Below are 19,598 nucleotides of genomic sequence, written 5' to 3'. Positions count from 1 at the left end.
CCCTCCCCCTTAACCCCACCAGGAGACAGCATGGATTTCGAATATTCGGCCAAAACCAAGGAGCTTCAGAAGCGCGTTCTCGCGTTCATGGAAGACCACATCTACCCGGCCGAAGCCGAGTACAGCGCCGAACTGGCCGCCAACACGGTCGCCGGCAAGCGCTGGAGCGCCCTGCAGACCGTCGAGAAGCTCAAGGCCAAGGCCAAGGCTCAAGGCCTGTGGAACCTGTTCCTGCCGGTCGACAGCGCCTCGGCTTCGGGCTATGAGGGCGCGGGCCTGACCAACCAGGAATACGCCCCGCTGGCCGAGATCATGGGCCGGGTGCCATGGGCGTCGGAAGCCTTCAACTGCTCCGCGCCGGACACCGGCAACATGGAAACCATTGCCCGCTACGGCTCGGAAGAGATCAAGGCGCGCTGGCTCAAGCCGCTGCTCGAAGGCGAGATCCGCTCGGCCTTCGCCATGACCGAACCCGACGTCGCCTCCAGCGATGCCACCAACATCGCCACGCGCATCGAGCGCCAGGGCGACGAGTACGTCATCAACGGCCACAAGTGGTGGATCTCCGGTGCCGCCGACCCGCGCTGCGCCGTGTTCGTCACCATGGGCAAGACCGATCCCGAAGCGCCCAAGCACTCGCAGCAGAGCATGGTCATCGTGCCGGCCGACACCAAGGGCATCCGCATCGTGCGCCCGCTCAACGTGATGGGCTACGACGACGCGCCGCACGGCCACGTCGAGATGCACTTCGAAAACGTGCGCGTGCCCGTCGGCAACATCCTGCTGGGCGAAGGCCGCGGCTTCGAGATCGCCCAAGGTCGCCTTGGCCCCGGACGCATCCACCACTGCATGCGCTTGATCGGCCTGGCCGAGCGCGCGCTCGAGCTGATGTGCAAGCGCGCCTCGTCGCGCGTGGCCTTCGGCAAGACCGTCGCCTCGCAGACCGTCACGCAGGAACGCATCGCCGAAGCGCGCTGCAAGATCGACATGGCCCGCCTGCTCACGCTGAAGGCCGCGTGGCTGATGGACGTGGCCGGCAACAAGGTCGCGCGCACCGAGATCGCCATGATCAAGGTGGTGGCACCCACCATGGCCTGCCAGGTCATCGACTGGGCCATGCAGGTCCACGGCGGCGGTGGCATGTGCGACGACTTCCCGCTGGCCTCGGCCTATGCGCAGGCCCGCACGCTGCGCTTTGCCGACGGTCCGGACGAAGTGCACCGCAACGCGATCGCCAAGTGGGAGCTGGGCAAGTACGCCGCCGACAAGTCGGGCGCTACCGCCGACGCGCCTGTCACGCGCTTCTGATTGGTACTGTCTTCCCCCCTCTCCCCTCGGGGAGAGGGTTGGGGTGAGGGCCGACGGCGATGAATTCGCCTCGGCCCTTTTTCTTTGTCAGAGCTTCTTCTGCAGGAAGACGGCGTGGCCGAATTCCGGGTCGAGCTGGTAGCTGACGAAGCCCTCGCGCTCGTAGCTGCGCAGCGCGGGCGCATTGCCCGACAGCACCTCGAGCGTGAGCTTGCAGGCGCCGCGCCGATGAGCCTCTTGCTCCACCAGCGCAAACATCTGCTGCGCCACGCGCTGGCCGCGGTGGCTGGCGCGCACGACCACGTCGTGCACATTCACCAGCGGCTGGCAGGCGAAGGTCGAAAAACCTTCGATGCAGTTGATCAGACCCACGGGCGTGTCGCCGTCGAAGGCCAGCACGCTGAACGCCTGCGGACGCGCCGCGAGTGCGGCAGGCAGGCCTTCGCGCACCGACGCCGGCAGCGGCGTTCCACCGCCGGCAGGATCGCGTGCGTAGCTGTCGAGCAGCTCGACCACGGCCGCAGCCTGCAGCGGATCGCGGTAGTCGGCCATGCGCGTTTCGATGCGGCCCGCCGTCGTCATGCGGCGGGCTTGAGCGTGGCCGCGAGGCGCTCGGCGCAAGACTGCGACTGCTTGGCGTCGCGCGCCTCGACCATCACGCGCACCAGGGGCTCGGTGCCGCTCGCGCGGATGAGCACGCGGCCTGCGTCGCCCAGCTCGGCTTCGATGCGCTTGGTTTCACTGGCGAGCGCTGTGTTGCTCTTCCAGTCCTGCCCGGGCGCGAGGCGCACGTTGATGAGCGTCTGCGGGAACAGCGTGACGCCTTCAAGCAGCTGTGCCACCGTCTTGCCGCTGCGCACGCAGGCCTGCAGCACCTGCAGCGCGCTCACGATGCCGTCGCCCGTGGTGTGGCGGTCGAGCGCCAGCAGATGGCCGGAGCCCTCGCCGCCGAGCAGCCAGCCGCGCTTGTCGAGCTCTTCGAGCACGTAACGGTCGCCGACCTTGGCGCGCACGAACTCGATGTCCTGTGCGCGCAGAGCCATCTCGACGGCCTTGTTGGTCATCAACGTGCCGACCACGCCTACCGGCTTTTCGCCGCGCGCAATGCGCTCGGCCACCATCAGGTAGAGCAACTCGTCGCCGTTGAACAGGCGGCCGCTGGCATCGACCAGCTGCAGCCGGTCGGCATCGCCGTCCAGCGCAATGCCGTAGTCGGCCTTCTGCGCAATCACCGTGGCGACCAGCGCCTCGGGATGCGTGGCGCCGAAGCCCTTGTTGATGTTGAGCCCGTCAGGCGCACAGCCGATGCTCGTGACGTCCGCCCCTAGTTCGTGGAACACGTTCGGCGCCACCTGGTAGGCCGCGCCGTGGGCCGCATCGACCACCAGCTTCATGCCGCGCAGCGACAGGTCGTTGGCGAAGGTGCTCTTGCAGAACTCGATGTAGCGGCCGTCCGCGTCGTTGAGGCGGCGGGCCTTGCCCAGATTGGCCGAGTCGACCCAGACCGGCTCTTCTTCGAGCGCGGCCTCGACGGCCAGCTCCCAGGCGTCGTCGAGCTTGGTGCCCTGCGCGCTGAAGAACTTGATGCCGTTGTCGGGAAAGGCGTTGTGGCTGGCGCTGATCACCACGCCCAGGCTGGCGCGCTGGGCGCGCGTGAGGTACGCCACGCCCGGCGTGGGCAGCGGGCCGAGCAGCACCACGTCGACGCCAGCGGAATTGAAGCCCGACTCGAGCGCCGACTCGAGCATGTAGCCCGAGATGCGGGTGTCCTTGCCGATCAGCACCGTGGGGCGGGCCTGGGTTTTCTTGAGCACGCGGCCGACGGCGTGTGCGAGGCGCAGCACGAAGTCGGGGGTGATGGGCGATTGGCCGACCGTGCCGCGGATGCCGTCGGTGCCGAAGTATTTACGGGTCATTTGCTGTTATTGCTCTTGTTGTGAAGTTCGTTGCTGCTGCGGTGCTTCTGCGCGCATGGCACGCCATACGGCGAGGGCGGCGACGGTGTCGCGCACGTCGTGCACCCGCACGACCGCTGCACCCCGGTCCACGGCCAGCACGGCGGCTGCCACGCTGGGCACGGTACGCCCGGACGCATTGTCGATGCCCGTGACCGCCCCGATGGAGGACTTGCGGGACCAACCTAGCAACAAGGGGTAACCAGCCGCCAACAATTCCCGCTGCCGACCGAGGAGTGCGAAGTTCTGCGCCACGCTCTTGCCGAAGCCGACACCCGGATCGAGCGTGATGCGCGCGGGGTCGATGCCCAGGGCCTTCAGCGGCGCCAGCTGTTCGTCCCAGAAAGCCAGCACCTCGGGAATCACGTCGCCCTGCATCGGCAACGCCTGCATGGTCTGCGGATCGCGGTGCATGTGCATCAGGCAGATGCCGCAGGTCGGATGCGCCGCCACCACCTCGCGCGCGCCCGGCTGGCGCAGCGCCCAGATGTCGTTGACGATGTCCGCGCCCAGGTCGAGCACGGCCCGCATCACCTCGGGCTTGTAGGTGTCGATGGACAACGGCACGTTCAGCTTCACGGCCTCGCGCACCACGGGCAGTACGCGCGCCAGTTCGGCGTCGAGCGGCACGGCGGGGCTGCCGGGGCGGGTCGATTCACCGCCGATGTCGAGGATGTCGGCGCCCTCCTTCAGCAACTGCTCGCAATGCGCCAGCGCAGTGCTTGTGGACGCATGCGCGCCACCGTCGGAAAAGGAATCGGGCGTGACGTTGACGATGCCCATCACGCGCGGCTGCGCGAGGTCGATCGTGAAGCGCGAGGTCTGCCAGACAGCAGTTGCCGTCTTGTTCATGCGGCGCTCCCATGGAAAACGGGGCCAGAGGCCCCGTTGTTGCTTGATTGCAAGCCCACCTCAGGCCGCAGTGGGCGCCGGGTCCGTCGTGACGGCCGGCGTGCCACCACTGCCGCCGCTGCCCGAAGGCGGAATGCGCGGCGTCCAGTCCTTGGGCGGACGCGGTGCGCGGCCGGCCATGATGTCGTCGAGCTGTTCGCTGTCGATGGTTTCCCACTCGAGCAGCGCCTTCGCCATCGCGTGCATCTTGTCGCTGTTCGCTTCGATAAGGCCGCGCGCCAGGGCGTACTGCTCGTCGATGATGCGGCGCACTTCGCCGTCGACCTTTTCCATGGTCTGCTCGCTCATGTTCGTGGTCTTGGTGACCGAACGACCCAGGAACACTTCGCCTTCGTTCTCGGCGTAGACCATCGGGCCCAGCGCATCGGTCATGCCGTAGCGCGTGACCATGTCGCGGGCGATGGAGGTCGCGCGTTCGAAGTCGTTGCTGGCGCCGGTGGTCATCTGGTGCATGAACACTTCTTCAGCGATGCGGCCACCGAACAGCATGCTGATCTGGTTCAGCATGTACTCGCGGTCGTAGCTGTAGCGGTCTTGCGCCGGCAGGCTCATGGTCACGCCCAGGGCGCGGCCACGCGGAATGATCGTGACCTTGTGGACCGGGTCGCACTTGGGCAGCAGCTTGCCGATGAGAGCGTGGCCAGACTCGTGGTAGGCCGTGTTGCGGCGCTCTTCCTCGGGCATGACCATGCTCTTGCGCTCGGGGCCCATGAAGATCTTGTCCTTGGCCTTCTCGAAGTCCTGCATCTCGACCACACGCGCATTGCGGCGGGCGGCCATCAGGGCGGCTTCGTTGCACAGGTTGGCCAGGTCGGCACCCGACATGCCGGGCGTGCCGCGGGCGATGACGCTCGGGTTCACGTCCTGGCCCAGCGGGACCTTGCGCATGTGCACGCCGAGGATCTGCTCACGGCCGCGGATGTCGGGCAGCGTGACATACACCTGACGGTCGAAACGGCCCGGGCGCAGCAGTGCGGCGTCGAGGATGTCGGGACGGTTGGTGGCAGCCACGACGATCACGCCGAGGTTGGTTTCGAAGCCGTCCATCTCGACCAGCATCTGGTTGAGGGTTTGCTCGCGCTCGTCGTTGCCGCCGCCCAGACCGGCGCCGCGCTGACGACCCACCGCATCGATTTCGTCGATGAAGATGATGCAGGGAGCGTTCTTCTTGGCGTTTTCGAACATGTCGCGCACACGGGCCGCGCCCACGCCGACGAACATTTCAACGAAGTCGGAACCCGAGATCGAGAAGAACGGCACCTTGGCTTCGCCGGCGATCGACTTGGCCAGCAGCGTCTTGCCGGTGCCCGGAGGGCCGACCAGCAGCAGGCCGCGCGGAATGCGGCCGCCGAGCTTCTGGAAGCGCTGCGGGTCTTTCAGGAAGTCGACGACTTCACGGACTTCTTCTTTCGCCTCGTCGCAGCCTGCGACGTCGGCGAAGGTGACCGTGTTGTTGTTCTCGTCCATCATGCGGGCCTTGCTCTTGCCGAAGCTGAACGCCCCGCCCTTGCCGCCGCCCTGCATCTGGCGCATGAAGTAGATCCAGACGCCGATCAGCAGCAGCATCGGGCCCCAGCTGACCAAAAGGGTCATGAGGAGCGAGCCTTCTTCGCGCGGCTTGACGTCGAACTTGACGCTGTGGTCGATCAGGTCGCCCACGAGGCCGCGGTCGAGGACCGTGGCGGTCGTGCGGATCTTGCGATCGTCATTGGTGACAGCGACGATTTCGCCGCCGCCGGCGCCTTCAGGAATGATGGCGCTCTTGATCTGGTTGTTGCGGACCTGGTCCAAAAACTCGGAATAGCTCACCGTTCCCGAGCCGACGCCACCGCGGGTGTCGAACTGCTTGAACACAGTGAACAACACCATGGCAATGACGAGCCATACGGCAACTTTGGAAAACCACTGATTGTTCAAACGAAGCTCCAGTCGAAAGCGCGTGACGGGAATATGAAATACGCGCTGAGGGTACGCAATTGCGCCCCATTTTAGGCTTTTCAAGCTGCGAAAAGCGGACATTTCCCTATAGCAGCCATAGGCTGACAAGGGTTTGCGCCCCTGGAGGGCACTCTGCGGCAAGGTATCAATGCGTATCGAGCGCCTTCAATCCCCTGCCGATGAGGAAGGTCTCTGCCGATTTATCGCGTGACGCCTTGGGCTTGAGCGGCTTCACGACGCGGAAATTGGCCTTGAACATCTTGACCAGGTCGTCATACCCGCTGCCATGAAATACCTTGGCCACGAGCGCCCCTTCGGGCTTCATGTGGTTCTGGGCGAAGTCGATGGCCAGTTCGATCAGGTGCGCCACGCGGGCCGCGTCGGCCGAATGGATGCCCGACAGGTTGGGCGCCATGTCGGACACCACCAGATCGGCCTTGCGGCCGGCCAGCACCGCCAGGAGCTGCTCCAGCAGTGCATCTTCGCGAAAGTCGCCCTGCAGGAAGGTCACGCCTTCGATGGGCTCCATCGGCAGCAGGTCGAGCGAAATGATGGTGCCGTTGAGGTCGCCGGCCGCCGCACCGCCCGGCGACATGCGCCGCCGCAGGTACTGGCTCCAGGCGCCGGGGGTCGAACCCAGGTCGACCACGAGGTGGCCGGGCTTGACCAGCCCGAGCGACTCGTCGATTTCCTTGAGCTTGTAAGCCGCGCGGGCGCGGTAGCCCTCTCTGGTCGCGAGCTTCACGTAGGGGTCGTTGATGTGGTCGTGAAGCCACGCCTTGTTGACTTTTTTGCTTTTGGCTTTGGTGCTCATGAGGGTGTTCGTGTACGCGTCGATAATACGGGGATGCCCGCCATTCAACTTACCCCTGCCGAGCGCAAGGTGCACCGCGCCGAAGCTCACCACCTGGATCCGATCGTCATGGTCGGTGGAGACGGGCTCACCCCTGCCGTGAAAAAGGAGGCCGACGCGGCCCTGAAGGCCCATGGCCTGATCAAGGTTCGCGTCTTCTCCGACGACCGCCTCGCCCGTGACGCCATGCTCCAGGAGCTCGCCGACGAGCTCGACGCCGCCCCGATCCAGCACATCGGCAAGCTGCTCGTGCTGTGGCGTCCGAAGCCCGAAAAGGAGCGTGTGGTCGACGAAGACCGCATGCCCGGCCCGCGCGACGTGAAAATCGTCAAGTACAGCAAGCGCGGCGGCCAGCGCCCTGAAATCAAGACCCTGCGCGTGCTCGGCAACCAGCGCCTCACCCCTGGCGGCACCATCAAGCGCGCCAAGGCCAAGCGTCCGCTGTCGGCCAAGAAACGCAACCAGGCGGACTGAGCTTGGTGGCAGCGCAAGGCGCCCAGCGCCATATCCTCTGCATGAAGTGGGGCACCAAGTACGGCCCCGAGTACGTCAACCGGCTCTACGCCATGGTGCGCCGCCACCTCAGCGGCGACTTCAAGTTCGTCTGCTTGACCGACGACGGCAACGGCATCCGCCCCGAAGTGACGTGCCTGCCCATTCCGCCGCTCAACCTCCAGCTGGCCCCGGGCCAGCGCGACGGCGCCTGGAAGAAGCTCACCACCTTTGAGCAGGACCTGCACGGCCTGCGCGGCACCGCCCTCTTCCTGGATGTCGACGTGGTGATCGTCGGCAGCCTGGACGCCTTCTTCGAGCAGCCCGGCGAGTTCCTGATCATTCACGACTACGCCCGCCCCTGGCGGCGCGAGCGGATCACGGGCAATTCATCGGTCTACCGCTTCGAGCTGGGTGCCCACGCCGACGTGCTGGCGTACTTCCGCGCCAACATGGACAAGGTGCAGGCCGAATACCGCAACGAGCAGGCCTACCTGTCGGACGTGCTCCACAAGCAGGGCAAGCTGGCCTACTGGCCCGCGGCCTGGTGCCCGAGTTTCAAGTACCACGGCATCCCGACCTGGCCGACCAACTACTGGGAAGAGCCCTTCGTGCCCGAAGGCGCCCGCGTGATGGTGTTTCACGGTGAGTGCAACCCGCCCGATGCGCTGGCGGGACGGCGCAACCGCGCCTTCCGCTACATCCGGCCGGCGAGCTGGGTCGCCAGGCACTGGAAAGAGTAATAGAGCCGGAGGCGGCGGCGACATCCTCTGTCGCTGCCGCCCCTCCAGTTCAGCGTGGCGCCCGAGCGGCGCCGCCCATGCGCCACAGCAGCGTGCCGGCGCACACCCATTGAACGAAATACATACCCGTGCCCACGGCATGCCACAGCTTGAGGTTGTCGCGCGCCACGATGCGCGGCGCCACGGCGTACTGCTGCAGAAGCGCCAGCAGCAACGCCGCCAGCACCAGGAAGATGGCCGTCAACACCGGTTGGGTCATGCCGTCGTCCGCCTTCTGGCGGAAATGGATCAGCAGGATCAGCCCGCAGCCGATGGCGATCCAGCTCTGCGCTTCGAACAACTGAGCGGCGAAATTGCCTGCCACCGCCGGATTGCCGAGCTTCGCGAACAGCATCGGCACGACCAGGAAGCCGATCGTGGTGAGGCTGCCCCACCAGAGGGCGGCCAGCATCAGCGCGACGCGGTCTTTCATCCGGTTCAGAGGTAGCTGACCGCCACGATCTCGTAGCGCTTGAGGCCGCCCGGCGCCTGCACTTCGGCCGTGTCGCCCTCTTCCTTGCCGATGAGCGCGCGCGCGATCGGGCTGGAAATGTTGATCAGGCCGAGCTTCAGATCGGCTTCGTCTTCGCCCACGATCTGGTACCTGACGGCTTCGCCCGACTCTTCTTCTTCGAGTTCGACGGTCGAGCCGAACACCACCTTGCCGCCGGCGTCGAGCTCGCTCGGGTCGATGATCTGGGCGGCGGAGAGCTTGCCTTCGACTTCCTGGATGCGGCCTTCGATGAAGCCCTGGCGGTCCTTGGCGACTTCGTACTCGGCGTTTTCGCTCAGGTCGCCCTGCGCGCGCGCCTCGGAAATGGCGTTGATGACCCAGGGACGGTCGACCGTCTTGAGCTGGTGCAGTTCGGCGCGCAGTTTTTCAGCGCCGCGCTTGGTGATGGGAATGGTGGCCATGTTGTTGGTTCTCCATAAAGCGAAACCGCCGAACGATGCCGTTCGGCGGTCGATTGGGGGACAGATCAGACGAGATTGCGTCCGGTCAGCCGGCTCAGGATGGCGAGCGGGCTCGAATCTGGATTGTATTGCTTCGATGCGGCCAGATGAAGGGTCTGCTCGAGCATGTACTGGCCCGCCATCACGGCGTGCGAGGTCTGGTCCGAGAAGCACACCCACACCGAACCCGGCGGGAACTTGGCGGCTTCCTGCGGTGAATTTTCCTGGTACGCCATGTCCGACTTCATGCCGTCGTGCAGCTGCAGCATCAGGTGGTCGTACTCGCTGCGGAACGACTTGGTGACGTGCAGCGCCTGCAGCAGCTTGGCCTGCCAGCGCGCATAGGGCTTGGCCCGCGGCAGGAAGCGCTTGGCGATGTCTTCGAAAGGCTCGCCCACGCGCCACACACGCGGTGCGCCGTCGGGATTGACGTTGGTGAACACGCGCAGGATGCGCTCGCCGTAGTTGGGCCGCGACGGAAATGCATCGACGTGCAGGCGCCGGTCGTCGGCGCGCCACGACTGCACGCGCGTCTCCACCTGGGCCGGCCGGTAGCTGGTCGGCGCCAGGCGCAGGGCCGGCGTGTAGTGCGGCAGCAGCCCGTGGATGAGCTGCTGCGCTTGCGTACGGAAGCGCTTCACCATCGCCGCCGTGGCACGCTGCACCGCCTCGTCACCCACGGCGCCCTTGAGCTTGCCGTGGGCGTCGAGGCTGATGTTGCGCACGTCGGGCGACAGCAGGCTGGGCGTCAGCAGGCTGCGCTCTTCAGGCTGCAGCTCGAAGCCCAGCCGCGGGAAGTACAGCACCTTGCCGGCTTCCAGCTGCGCGATCCACGCCTCGTTGGGCGTGGCCGCGTTCCAGTCCGTCAGGCCCAGTTCGACCAGCTGCGTTTCCATGATGGCGGTGCCCAATCAGGCAGCGGCCAGCTGCGCGTGCATCTCCTGCACCGAGATGACGCCCAGCTCGTCCATGAAGCCCATGCCTTCGACCGCGGCTTCGGCGCCGAAGATCGTGGTGAAGGTGGTCACGCGCGCCAGCAGTGCCGAGGTGCGGATCTGGCGCGAGTCGGTGATCGCGTTGCGGCGCTCTTCCACCGTGTTGATGACCAAGGCAATCTCGTTGTTCTTGATCATGTCCACGATGTGCGGACGGCCTTCAGTCACCTTGTTGACCGTCACGCAGGCAATGCCGGCGGCGTTGATGGCCGCGGCGGTGCCCTTGGTGGCGACCAGCTCGAAGCCCAGCTTGGCCAGGCCGCGCGCCACTTCGACGGCGCGTGCCTTGTCGTTGTTCTTCACCGAGATGAAGGCCTTGCCCGACTTCGGCAGGTGCGTGCCCGCGCCCAGCTGCGACTTCACGAAGGCTTCGCCGAAGGTCTTGCCCACGCCCATGACTTCGCCGGTCGACTTCATCTCGGGGCCGAGGATGGTGTCCACGCCCGGGAACTTGACGAACGGGAACACGGCTTCCTTCACGCTGAAGTACGGCGGCGTCACTTCCTTGGTCACGCCTTGCGACGCGAGCGACTGGCCGGCCATGCAGCGTGCCGCCACCTTGGCGAGCTGGATGCCCGTGGCCTTGCTCACGTAAGGCACGGTGCGCGACGCACGCGGGTTCACTTCGAGCACGTAGATGACGTCCTTGCCATCCTTCTGCTGGATCGCGAACTGCACGTTCATCAGGCCGACCACGTTCAGCGCCTTCGCCATGGCGGCGCTCTGGCGCTTCAGTTCGGCGATGGTGTCGGCGTTCAGGCTGTAAGGCGGCAGCGAGCAGGCGGAGTCACCCGAGTGCACGCCGGCCTGTTCGATGTGTTCCATCACGCCGCCGATCAGCGTGCCGCCTTCGGCGTCGCGGATGCAGTCGACGTCGCATTCGACAGCGTCGTTCAGGAAGCGGTCGAGCAGCACCGGCGAGTCGTTGCTCACCTTGACCGCTTCACGCATGTAGCGCTCGAGGTCGCGTTGCTCGTGCACGATTTCCATCGCGCGGCCGCCGAGCACGTAGCTCGGGCGCACCACCAGCGGATAGCCCAGTGCCGCAGCCTTTTCGAGGGCTTCGGGTTCGGTGCGCGCGGTGGCGTTCGGCGGCTGGCGCAGGCCCAGCTCGTGCAGCAGCTTCTGGAAGCGCTCACGGTCTTCGGCCGCGTCGATCATGTCGGGCGAGGTGCCGATGATCGGCACGCCGTTGGCTTCGAGATCGAGCGCGAGCTTCAAAGGCGTCTGGCCGCCGTACTGCACGATCACGCCGAGCGGCTTTTCCTTGTCGACGATCTCGAGCACGTCTTCGAGCGTGAGCGGCTCGAAGTACAGGCGGTCCGAGGTGTCGTAGTCGGTCGACACGGTCTCGGGGTTGCAGTTGACCATGATGGTCTCGTAGCCGTCTTCCCGCATGGCGAGCGCGGCGTGCACGCAGCAGTAGTCGAACTCGATGCCCTGGCCGATGCGGTTGGGACCGCCGCCGAGCACCATGATCTTCTTCTTGTCCGTCGGGTCGGCTTCGCACTCGTCCTCGTAGGTCGAGTACATGTAGGCGGTGTTGGTCGCGAACTCGGCTGCGCAGGTGTCCACGCGCTTGTAGACCGGGCGCACGCCCAGGGCGCGGCGCTTCTCGCGCACGGCCGTGTCGGTGGTCTTGAGCTGCTTGGCCAGGCGCCGGTCGGAGAAGCCCTTCTTCTTGAGCGCGAGCAGCGTGTCCTTGTCGATGTCGTCCAGCGACTTGGTTTCCAGTTCGAGCTCGATCTTCACGATCTCCTCGATCTGCACCAGGAACCACGGGTCGATCTTGGTCAATGCGAACACTTCATCGACGCTCAGGCCCATGGCGAAGGCATCGCCCACGTACCAGATGCGCTCGGGACCGGGCTCGCCCAGTTCCTTCTCGAGCACTTCGCGGTCTTGTGTCTTCTCGTTCAGGCCGTCGACGCCCACTTCGAGGCCGCGCAGGGCCTTCTGGAACGACTCCTGGAAGGTGCGGCCCATGGCCATCACCTCGCCCACCGACTTCATCTGCGTCGTGAGACGCGAGTCGGCCTGCGGGAATTTCTCGAACGCAAAACGCGGGATCTTGGTGACCACGTAGTCGATCGACGGTTCGAACGACGCGGGCGTGGCTCCACCGGTGATTTCGTTGCGCAGCTCGTCGAGCGTGTAGCCCACGGCCAGCTTGGCCGCGACCTTGGCGATCGGGAAACCCGTGGCCTTGGAGGCCAGTGCCGACGAACGCGACACGCGCGGGTTCATCTCGATGACGACCATGCGGCCGTCCTTCGGGTTGATCGAGAACTGCACGTTCGAGCCGCCAGTGTCGACGCCGATCTCGCGCAGCACGGCCAGCGAGGCGTTGCGCAGGATCTGGTATTCCTTGTCGGAGAGCGTCTGCGCGGGTGCCACGGTGATCGAGTCGCCGGTGTGCACGCCCATCGGGTCGAGGTTTTCGATCGAGCAGACGATGATGCAGTTGTCGGCCTTGTCGCGCACGACTTCCATCTCGTACTCTTTCCAGCCGAGCAGCGATTCTTCGATCAGCAGCTCGTTGGTGGGCGAGGCTTCGATGCCGCGCTTGCAGATGGTCTCGAATTCGTCCGGGTTGTAGGCGATGCCGCCGCCGGTGCCGCCGAGCGTGAAGCTGGGGCGGATCACGGTCGGGAAGCCGAGCGTCTTCTGCACGGCCCAGGCTTCGTCCATCGTGTGGGCAATGCCCGAGCGCGCCGAACCGAGACCGATCTTGGTCATCGCGTCCTTGAACTTCAGGCGGTCTTCGGCCTTGTCGATGGCTTCGGGTGTCGCGCCGATGAGTTCGACCGGCTTGTTGGTGGCCGCGCCCGTGTACTTGTCGAGCACGCCGTTGCGCCACAGGTCGAGCGCGCAGTTCAGCGCGGTCTGGCCGCCCATCGTCGGCAGGATCGCGTCGGGACGCTCCTTCGCGATGATTTTTTCAACCGTCTGCCAGGTGATGGGCTCGATGTAGGTGACGTCGGCCGTGGCCGGGTCGGTCATGATCGTGGCGGGGTTGCTGTTGATCAGGATGACCTTGTAGCCCTCTTCGCGCAGCGCCTTGCAGGCTTGCACGCCGGAATAGTCGAACTCGCAGGCCTGGCCGATGATGATCGGGCCGGCGCCGATGATGAGGATCGATTTGAGGTCGGTGCGCTTAGGCATTCTTGTTCTCCGTCTTGTGCTTTTCCATGAGTGCCGTGAAGCGATCGAACAAATAGCCGATGTCATGCGGGCCCGGCGAGGCTTCCGGGTGGCCCTGGAAGCAGAACGCGGGCTTGTCGGTGCGCGCAAGGCCCTGCAGCGTGTTGTCGAACAGGCTGATGTGGGTGGGGCGCAGGTGGGCCGGCAGCGACTTCGCGTCGACCGCGAAGCCGTGGTTCTGGCTGGTGATGCTCACGCGGCCGTTGTCGAGGTCCTTCACCGGATGGTTCGCGCCGTGGTGGCCGAATTTCATCTTGAAGGTCTTGGCGCCCGAGGCGAGCGCCATGATCTGGTGACCCAGGCAGATGCCGAACGTGGGAATGCCCGTTTCGATCAGTTCCTTGACGGCGCTGATGGCGTAGTCGCAAGGCTCCGGGTCGCCGGGGCCGTTGGCCAGGAAGATGCCATCGGGTTTGAGCTTGAGCACGTCGGCTGCGGGCGTCTGCGCCGGCACCACGGTGATGCGCGCACCGCGCTGCGCGATCATGCGCAGGATGTTCTTCTTGACGCCGTAGTCGAAAGCGACGACGTGGAACTTGGGCGTGATCTGCACGCCGTAGCCCGCACCGAGCTTCCACTCGGTTTCGGTCCATTCGTAGGTCTGCTTGACCGACACCACCTTGGCGAGGTCGAGGCCGGCCATGCTCGGCGCGGCCTTGGCGGCGGCGATGGCCTTGTCGACCAGCGCCTGCGTCACGGTCTCGCCCGCGGCCAGGCCCAGGATGCAGCCGTTCTGCGCGCCGTGGGTGCGCAGATGGCGCGTGAGCTTGCGGGTATCGATGTTCGCGATGGCCACCGTATTGCCGGACACGAGGTACTCGGTCAGCGTGGCGGTCTTGCGGAAGTTGGACGCGACGAGGGGCAGGTCCTTGATGATCAGGCCCGCGGCATGGATCTTGTCGGCTTCGATGTCCTCGCCGTTGACGCCGTAGTTGCCGATGTGCGGATACGTCAGGGTGACGATCTGCTGGCAGTAGCTGGGGTCGGTGAGGATTTCCTGGTAACCGGTCATCGCGGTGTTGAACACCACTTCACCGGTCGTGGAGCCGGCGGCTCCGATCGAGTTGCCGAGAAAGACCGTGCCGTCTGCGAGCGCCAGGATGGCGGGCGGGAAACTTCCCTTGAGAGACAAAAGCACTGGGTTCTCCGGATGGTTACGGTCGCCCGGAGCCCCAGGCGCGTTGCCTGCGGACTGCTGCTTAAGGGGATTTTGGCGTTGAAGGCGGCCGGGCGACGCTGATTTGCGAGTAAGCCCCCGATTGTAGCTCGGACTGGGTGTGTTATTTGGCCTGTCGGGCCGCGCCGCTTGCGTGCAGGCAGATGGCGGCGGCCGCCGCCACGTTGAGCGACTCCTCGCCACCCGGCTGCGCGATGCGGATGTGGTGGCTGGCCCGAGCCTCCAGCGCGGCCGAGACGCCCTGCCCTTCGTGGCCCATCAGCCAGGCGCAGGGATGCGGCAATTCGGCCTTGTGCAGCCATTCACCGCGGTGCGAACTGGTGGCCACCAGCGGCACCCGGAGTACGTCGAGGGCATCGATGTCCACGCCTTCGACCAGCCTCAGGCCAAAGTGCGCTCCCATGCCGGCACGCAGCACCTTCGGCGCCCACAGCGCGGCCGTGCCCTTGAGCGCGATCACCTGGGTGAAGCCGAAAGCCGCCGCGCTGCGCAGGATGGAACCGGCGTTGCCGGCGTCCTGCAGGCGGTCGAGCACCACGGTCGGCGCGTCGGGCAGGATTTCGGGCCGCGCCGGCAAATCGAGCACGAAACCCATCGGTGCCGGCGACTCCAGGCCGCTGACCGCACGCAACAGATCGTCGGCAACCACTACCGTTTTGATAGCGCTTTGCGCCCATTCGGTGGGCGCCGAAGGCCAGAATGCCTCCGAGAACACCGCCACCGCCGGCTTCACGCCACGGGCCAGCGCCGCGCGGCACAGGTGATCGCCCTCCAGCCAGAGGCGGCCCAGCTTGCGATAGGCGCCCGGGTCCTGCGCGAGCTTTCGCAGGTCCTTGAGCAAAGGGTTGTCACGCGAGCTGATGTGGCTCGGGCCGGTGTCGGTGGTCATGGCGGGCTCAGGGTGCGGCGCGCGGACCGAGGCGTGCGCCGTGGTTCTCGGCGGTGCCGATCACGAGGGTCGCAGGCACCTCGCCGGTCACAACGGTGGCGCCTGAGGTGGCCGCAGCCGTGCGCGCCAGCGCCGCCGCCACCGGGCTGAACGACCGGCGGTGGTGCACGCAGGCGCCGTGGCGCCGAAGCGCCTCGAGGTGCTCGCGCGTGCCGTAGCCCTTGTGGCCGGCAAAGCCATAGTTCGGAAATTCGTCGTGCAGCTGCGTGCAGAGCCGGTCGCGGTGCACCTTGGCCAGGATGGACGCAGCCGAAATCGCCTTGACCCGCGCATCGCCCTTGACGATGGCCTCGGCCAGCACATCGAGCCGGGGCAGCCGATTGCCGTCCACCAGCACCTTGACCGGCTTGAGCCGCAGGCCCTCGACCGCGCGACGCATCGCGAGCATGGTGGCCTGCAGGATGTTGAGGCTGTCGATCTCCTCGACCGAGGCCTGGGCAATGGAACAGCACAGCGCCTTGGCGAGGATCTGGTCGTGCAGGCGTTCGCGCTGCAGCGCCGTGAGCGTCTTGGAGTCGGCCAGGCCGCGGATCGGGCGCAGATCGTCCAGGATCACGGCCGCGGCCACCACGGGGCCGGCCAGGGGTCCGCGTCCGGCTTCGTCCACGCCCGCCATCAGGCCGGGCGCGTCCCACACGAGCGGGACCTGTTCAGCCTTCAAGAACTTTCTGGATCGCATCGGCGCAGAGTGTGGGCGTGTCGCGCTGCAATTGCACATGCAGCGCTGAAAATCTTTGTTGCAGCGCCTGCGTCTTCGCGGGCGCGTCGAGCCATTCGAGCGTGGCCTGTGCCAACGCCTCGGGCGAGGCGGCTTCCTGCAGCAGTTCGGGCACCACGAACTCGCGGCACAGGATGTTCGGCAGTCCGACCCAGGGTTGCAGCTGCTTGCGCTGCATCAGGCGCCACGAGAGGCCATTCATGTTGTACGCAATGACCATCGGCCGCTTGAACAGCGCGGCCTCGAGCGTGGCCGTGCCGCTGGCGATCAGCGTGACGTCGCAGGCGGCAAGCGCGGCGTGCGACTGGCCATGGAGCAGCGTCACCTGCCCCGCCATGCCGGCAGCCTGCAGCAGACCTTCGACCTCGGCGCGCAGCCCCGGCAGGATCGGTGCAATGAGCTGCAGCTTCGGCTTCGCCTTCAACATCAGCGCCGCAGCGGCGAAGAAACGGGCTGCGAGGTAACGGATTTCGGAGCGGCGGCTGCCGGGCAGCAGCGCGACGACCTGCGCCTCGGGGTCCAGCCCCAGCGCAGCACGGGCAGCCGCGCGGTCGGGCGTCATCGGGATCACGTCGGCAACCGGATGGCCCACGTAGCTCGCGGCGACCCCCTGCTTTTCGAGCAGCTCGGGCTCGAACGGGAAGATGCACAGCACGTGGTCGGCCGCGGCCCGGATCTTGTCGATGCGGTCGGCGCGCCAGGCCCAGATCGAGGGGCAGACGAAATGAACCGTCTTGATGCCCTCGCGGCGCAGGCCGGCTTCGAGATCGAGGTTGAAATCGGGCGCATCCACGCCGATGAACAGCTCGGGGCGCTCGCGCAGCAGCCGGGCCTTGAGCTGGCGGCGGATACCGGCGATTTCGGCGTAGTGCCGCAAGACTTCGATGTAGCCGCGCACCGCCAGCTTTTCCTGCGGCCACCAACTCTGGAAACCGTGGGCCAGCATGCGTGGACCGCCGATGCCGGCGGTCTGCAGCGCAGGCCAGCGGGCTTCGAGGCCATCGAGCAGCAGGCCCGCCAGCAGATCGCCGGACGCTTCGCCCGCGACCAGCGCGAAGCGGCGCTGTTCGTTCGTGCTCATCGCGCCCATGTCAGCGCGCGATGCCGCGCGTTGAATGGGCGAGGAAGGCCTCCATCAGCGCGACATCGCCGGCGGCCTCGGGCATTTCCGCGGTGAGCGCGGCAATGCCCGCGCGCGCCTCTTCGAACGTCTTGCCCTGCCGGTACAGCAAGCGGTGCATCTGCTTGACCGCCGCGAGCCGCTGCGCCGAGAAATCGCGCCGGCGCAGGCCCACGACGTTGAAGCCGCGAACCGCCAGCGGATTGCCGTCGACCAGCATGAAGGGTGGCACGTCCTGCGTCACCGCGCTCGCGAAGCCGACCATGGCGTGCGCACCGATCGACACGAACTGGTGGATACCGGTCAGGCCGCCGATGGTGACCCAGTCGGCGAGGTGCACATGCCCTGCCAGCGTGGTGTTGTTGGACAGCGTGGTGTGGTTGTCGACCTGGCAGTCGTGCGCGATGTGCGTGTACGCCATGATCCAGTTGTCGTTGCCCACGCGCGTGATGCCCCCGCCCCGGGTACGCCGAGGTTGAAGGTGCAGAACTCGCGGATCACGTTGCGGTCGCCGATGGTCAGCTCGGTCGGCTCGCCCGCGTACTTCTTGTCTTGCGGAATTGCACCGAGCGACGAGAACTGGAAGATCCTGTTGCCGCGGCCGATGGTGGTGCGCCCTTCGATCACGCAGTGCGGGCCGATGGTGGTGCCTGCGCCGATCCGCACGTGCGGGCCGATCACGGTGTAGGGACCGACCGACACCGAGGCGTCGAGCTGGGCCTTCGGATCGACGATCGCGGTCGAATGAACCTGGGTCATGCCTTGCAGAAGACGATGCGCCGGATCAGCTGTTGATCTGGCGCATGGCGCACATCAGCGTGGCTTCGCACGCCAGTTCGCTGCCCACGAGCGCACGGCCCTTGAACTTCGAAATGCCGGCCTTCATGCGCTCGATCTCGACTTCCAGCGTGAGCTGATCGCCCGGCTCCACGGGGCGCTTGAAGCGCGCGCCGTCGATGGCCGCAAAGTAGTAAACCGTGTTGTCGTCGGGCACGATGTCCAGCGAACGGAACGACAGCAACGCAGCGGCCTGCGCCATGGCTTCGAGCATCAGCACGCCCGGCATCACCGGACGGTGCGGGAAGTGGCCGTTGAAGAAGGGCTCGTTGATCGTCACGTTTTTGAGTGCCGTGATGCGCTTGCCCTTCTCCATGCTCAACACCCGGTCCACAAGGAGAAACGGGTAGCGATGCGGCAGCAACTTGAGAATTTGGTGGATATCGAGCGTCGTGTCCGTCATGGTGTTCTGTTCCTGCATCGTCTTCATTTGTTCGAGGGGGCTTTTTCCAGCGCCTTCAGTCGTTCGCGCAGGCTGTGCAACTGCTTGAGTGTTGCCGCGTTCTTTTCCCAGTTCGCATTGTCATCGATCGGAAACATGCCGGTGTACTGGCCGGCCTTGCGGATGGAGCGTGTCACCACGGTCGCCGCCGACACGTGCACGCCGTCGGCCACCGTGAGGTGACCCAGCACGATGGCGCCGCCGCCGAAGGTGCAATTCGCGCCGATGGTGGCGCTGCCCGCCACGCCGACGCAGCCCGCCATGGCGGTGTGCTTGCCGACGCGCACGTTGTGGCCGATCTGGATCAGGTTGTCGAGCTTCACGCCGTCTTCGATGACGGTGTCGTCGAGCGCGCCGCGGTCGATGCAGGTGTTGGCGCCGATCTCGACGTCGTTGCCGATGCGCACCGCACCCAATTGCTCGATCTTGACCCACGCGCCCTGGTGCGGCGCGAGGCCGAAGCCGTCGGCCCCGATCACCACGCCGGGGTGCAGCAGGCAGCGCTCGCCGATGGTGCAGTCTTCGCTGACCGTGACGCGCGACTTCAGCACCGTGCCCGCACCGATGCGCGCGCCCCGCTCCACCACGCACAGCGCGCCGACACGCGCGGTGGCGTCGACCTGGGCTTCGGGATGGATCACGGCGGACGGATGGATGCGGTCGGCCTCCGGGCGCGCGTGGTGCGCTTTCCAGAGTTGCGTCAGGCGCGCAAAGTAGTAGTACGGGTCGGGCGTGACGATGTAAGCACCACGCGCCGCGGCCGCCTCGCGCATGGCGGGCGACACGATGACACAGGCCGCCTTGGAGGCGGCCAGTTCCTGCTGGTATTTGGGATGGCTCAGGAAGCTGAGCGCATCGGGCTGTGCATTCTGAAGCGGCGCGAGCCGCTCGATGGACAGCGTGGCATCTCCATGAAGCTCGCCCCCGAGGGCGTCAACGATGGCTCCGAGCTGCAGCGACAC

General features: G+C 66.2%; 18 protein-coding genes and 1 pseudogene. 3 read left to right on the top strand and 16 right to left on the bottom strand.

Annotation, left to right across the window (positions count from 1 at the left end; all coding sequences use genetic code 11):
• Positions 1-30 precede the first annotated feature (30 nt).
• A complete protein-coding gene (locus CLU95_RS29265; protein WP_099796826.1) occupies positions 31-1,308 on the top strand; it encodes an acyl-CoA dehydrogenase family protein in 1,278 nt (425 codons plus the stop codon).
• 87 nt (positions 1,309-1,395) lie between these two features.
• Here the strand turns inward: CLU95_RS29265 and CLU95_RS29260 are convergent, their stop codons facing one another.
• The 5 genes from CLU95_RS29260 to CLU95_RS29240 all read right to left on the bottom strand — a co-directional run bounded on the left by CLU95_RS29260 (position 1,396) and on the right by CLU95_RS29240 (position 6,927).
• A complete protein-coding gene (locus CLU95_RS29260) occupies positions 1,396-1,890 on the bottom strand; it encodes a GNAT family N-acetyltransferase (RefSeq protein ID WP_099796825.1) in 495 nt (164 codons plus the stop codon).
• The gene (glmM, locus tag CLU95_RS29255; protein ID WP_099796824.1) at positions 1,887-3,224 is read right to left on the bottom strand and encodes a phosphoglucosamine mutase; all 1,338 of its coding nucleotides are present in this window, start codon (positions 3,222-3,224) and stop codon (positions 1,887-1,889) included. The genes CLU95_RS29260 and glmM overlap by 4 nt, the downstream gene beginning before the upstream one ends.
• A 6-nt stretch (positions 3,225-3,230) precedes the next feature.
• Positions 3,231-4,115 carry a dihydropteroate synthase gene (gene folP / locus CLU95_RS29250; RefSeq protein ID WP_099796823.1) on the bottom strand — a complete coding sequence of 295 codons (885 nt, stop codon included), beginning with the start codon at positions 4,113-4,115 and terminating at the stop codon, positions 3,231-3,233.
• Between the two features lie 60 nt (positions 4,116-4,175).
• A complete protein-coding gene (gene ftsH / locus CLU95_RS29245) occupies positions 4,176-6,092 on the bottom strand; it encodes an ATP-dependent zinc metalloprotease FtsH (RefSeq protein WP_099796822.1) in 1,917 nt (638 codons plus the stop codon).
• 166 nt (positions 6,093-6,258) lie between these two features.
• Positions 6,259-6,927: an RlmE family RNA methyltransferase gene (locus CLU95_RS29240; protein ID WP_099796821.1), complete on the bottom strand. Its 669-nt coding sequence runs from the start codon at positions 6,925-6,927 to the stop codon at positions 6,259-6,261.
• 33 nt (positions 6,928-6,960) lie between these two features.
• Between CLU95_RS29240 and CLU95_RS29235 the strand changes: the two genes are divergently transcribed.
• Entirely contained in the window at positions 6,961-7,440 is a 480-nt protein-coding gene (locus CLU95_RS29235) for a YhbY family RNA-binding protein (protein ID WP_099796820.1), read from the top strand.
• A 2-nt stretch (positions 7,441-7,442) separates the two neighbouring features.
• Positions 7,443-8,201, top strand: coding sequence for a glycosyltransferase (locus CLU95_RS29230; RefSeq protein WP_099796819.1), 759 nt, complete (start codon positions 7,443-7,445; stop codon positions 8,199-8,201).
• Between the two features lie 49 nt (positions 8,202-8,250).
• Here CLU95_RS29230 and CLU95_RS29225 read toward each other — a convergent pair whose 3' ends face one another.
• The 11 genes and pseudogenes from CLU95_RS29225 to lpxD form a co-directional block, all read right to left on the bottom strand.
• Positions 8,251-8,673, bottom strand: a complete 423-nt coding sequence (locus CLU95_RS29225) for a DUF4149 domain-containing protein (protein WP_099796818.1) — start codon at positions 8,671-8,673, stop codon at positions 8,251-8,253.
• A 5-nt stretch (positions 8,674-8,678) separates the two neighbouring features.
• On the bottom strand, positions 8,679-9,155 hold the full coding sequence (gene greA / locus CLU95_RS29220) for a transcription elongation factor GreA (protein WP_099796817.1): 477 nt from the start codon (positions 9,153-9,155) through the stop codon (positions 8,679-8,681).
• Between the two features lie 65 nt (positions 9,156-9,220).
• Entirely contained in the window at positions 9,221-10,090 is an 870-nt protein-coding gene (locus CLU95_RS29215; protein WP_099797525.1) for a Kdo hydroxylase family protein, read from the bottom strand.
• A gap of 15 nt (positions 10,091-10,105) precedes the next feature.
• Complete coding sequence (gene carB / locus CLU95_RS29210) at positions 10,106-13,354, bottom strand: carbamoyl-phosphate synthase large subunit (protein WP_099796816.1); 3,249 nt, start codon at positions 13,352-13,354, stop codon at positions 10,106-10,108.
• Entirely contained in the window at positions 13,347-14,531 is a 1,185-nt protein-coding gene (gene carA / locus CLU95_RS29205; protein ID WP_099796815.1) for a glutamine-hydrolyzing carbamoyl-phosphate synthase small subunit, read from the bottom strand. The genes carB and carA overlap by 8 nt, the downstream gene beginning before the upstream one ends.
• A 142-nt stretch (positions 14,532-14,673) precedes the next feature.
• The gene (locus tag CLU95_RS29200) at positions 14,674-15,459 is read right to left on the bottom strand and encodes a TrmH family RNA methyltransferase (protein WP_099796814.1); all 786 of its coding nucleotides are present in this window, start codon (positions 15,457-15,459) and stop codon (positions 14,674-14,676) included.
• Positions 15,460-15,466: 7 nt separating this feature from the next.
• On the bottom strand, positions 15,467-16,198 hold the full coding sequence (rnhB, locus tag CLU95_RS29195) for a ribonuclease HII (protein ID WP_099797523.1): 732 nt from the start codon (positions 16,196-16,198) through the stop codon (positions 15,467-15,469).
• The gene (gene lpxB, locus CLU95_RS29190) at positions 16,170-17,318 is read right to left on the bottom strand and encodes a lipid-A-disaccharide synthase (RefSeq protein WP_099797524.1); all 1,149 of its coding nucleotides are present in this window, start codon (positions 17,316-17,318) and stop codon (positions 16,170-16,172) included. The genes rnhB and lpxB overlap by 29 nt, the downstream gene beginning before the upstream one ends.
• A gap of 10 nt (positions 17,319-17,328) precedes the next feature.
• Positions 17,329-18,116 (bottom strand): annotated as a pseudogene (lpxA, locus tag CLU95_RS29185) (acyl-ACP--UDP-N-acetylglucosamine O-acyltransferase).
• A 25-nt stretch (positions 18,117-18,141) separates the two neighbouring features.
• Positions 18,142-18,597 (bottom strand): 3-hydroxyacyl-ACP dehydratase FabZ, encoded by a 456-nt coding sequence (fabZ, locus tag CLU95_RS29180; RefSeq protein ID WP_099797522.1) that lies wholly within the window; start codon positions 18,595-18,597, stop codon positions 18,142-18,144.
• Positions 18,598-18,620: 23 nt separating this feature from the next.
• Entirely contained in the window at positions 18,621-19,598 is a 978-nt protein-coding gene (gene lpxD / locus CLU95_RS29175) for a UDP-3-O-(3-hydroxymyristoyl)glucosamine N-acyltransferase (RefSeq protein WP_099796813.1), read from the bottom strand.

Origin of the sequence: Variovorax sp. 54 (assembly GCF_002754375.1) — a bacterium.
Classification (GTDB): Bacteria; Pseudomonadota; Gammaproteobacteria; order Burkholderiales; family Burkholderiaceae_C; genus Variovorax.
Note: the sequence above shows the minus strand (reverse complement) of the source record. Positions and strands in the feature narration are given on the sequence as shown.

Coding starts and splice junctions, on each gene's coding strand:
- CLU95_RS29265 (WP_099796826.1), top strand. CDS start 31: ATGGATTTCGAATATTCGGCCAAAACCAAGGAGCTTCAGAAGCGCGTT.
- CLU95_RS29260 (WP_099796825.1), bottom strand. CDS start 1,890: ATGACGACGGCGGGCCGCATCGAAACGCGCATGGCCGACTACCGCGAT.
- glmM (WP_099796824.1), bottom strand. CDS start 3,224: ATGACCCGTAAATACTTCGGCACCGACGGCATCCGCGGCACGGTCGGC.
- folP (WP_099796823.1), bottom strand. CDS start 4,115: ATGAACAAGACGGCAACTGCTGTCTGGCAGACCTCGCGCTTCACGATC.
- CLU95_RS29240 (WP_099796821.1), bottom strand. CDS start 6,927: ATGAGCACCAAAGCCAAAAGCAAAAAAGTCAACAAGGCGTGGCTTCAC.
- CLU95_RS29235 (WP_099796820.1), top strand. CDS start 6,961: ATGCCCGCCATTCAACTTACCCCTGCCGAGCGCAAGGTGCACCGCGCC.
- CLU95_RS29225 (WP_099796818.1), bottom strand. CDS start 8,673: ATGAAAGACCGCGTCGCGCTGATGCTGGCCGCCCTCTGGTGGGGCAGC.
- greA (WP_099796817.1), bottom strand. CDS start 9,155: ATGGCCACCATTCCCATCACCAAGCGCGGCGCTGAAAAACTGCGCGCC.
- CLU95_RS29215 (WP_099797525.1), bottom strand. CDS start 10,090: ATGGAAACGCAGCTGGTCGAACTGGGCCTGACGGACTGGAACGCGGCC.
- carB (WP_099796816.1), bottom strand. CDS start 13,354: ATGCCTAAGCGCACCGACCTCAAATCGATCCTCATCATCGGCGCCGGC.
- CLU95_RS29200 (WP_099796814.1), bottom strand. CDS start 15,459: ATGACCACCGACACCGGCCCGAGCCACATCAGCTCGCGTGACAACCCT.
- rnhB (WP_099797523.1), bottom strand. CDS start 16,198: ATGCGATCCAGAAAGTTCTTGAAGGCTGAACAGGTCCCGCTCGTGTGG.
- lpxB (WP_099797524.1), bottom strand. CDS start 17,318: ATGAGCACGAACGAACAGCGCCGCTTCGCGCTGGTCGCGGGCGAAGCG.
- fabZ (WP_099797522.1), bottom strand. CDS start 18,597: ATGACGGACACGACGCTCGATATCCACCAAATTCTCAAGTTGCTGCCG.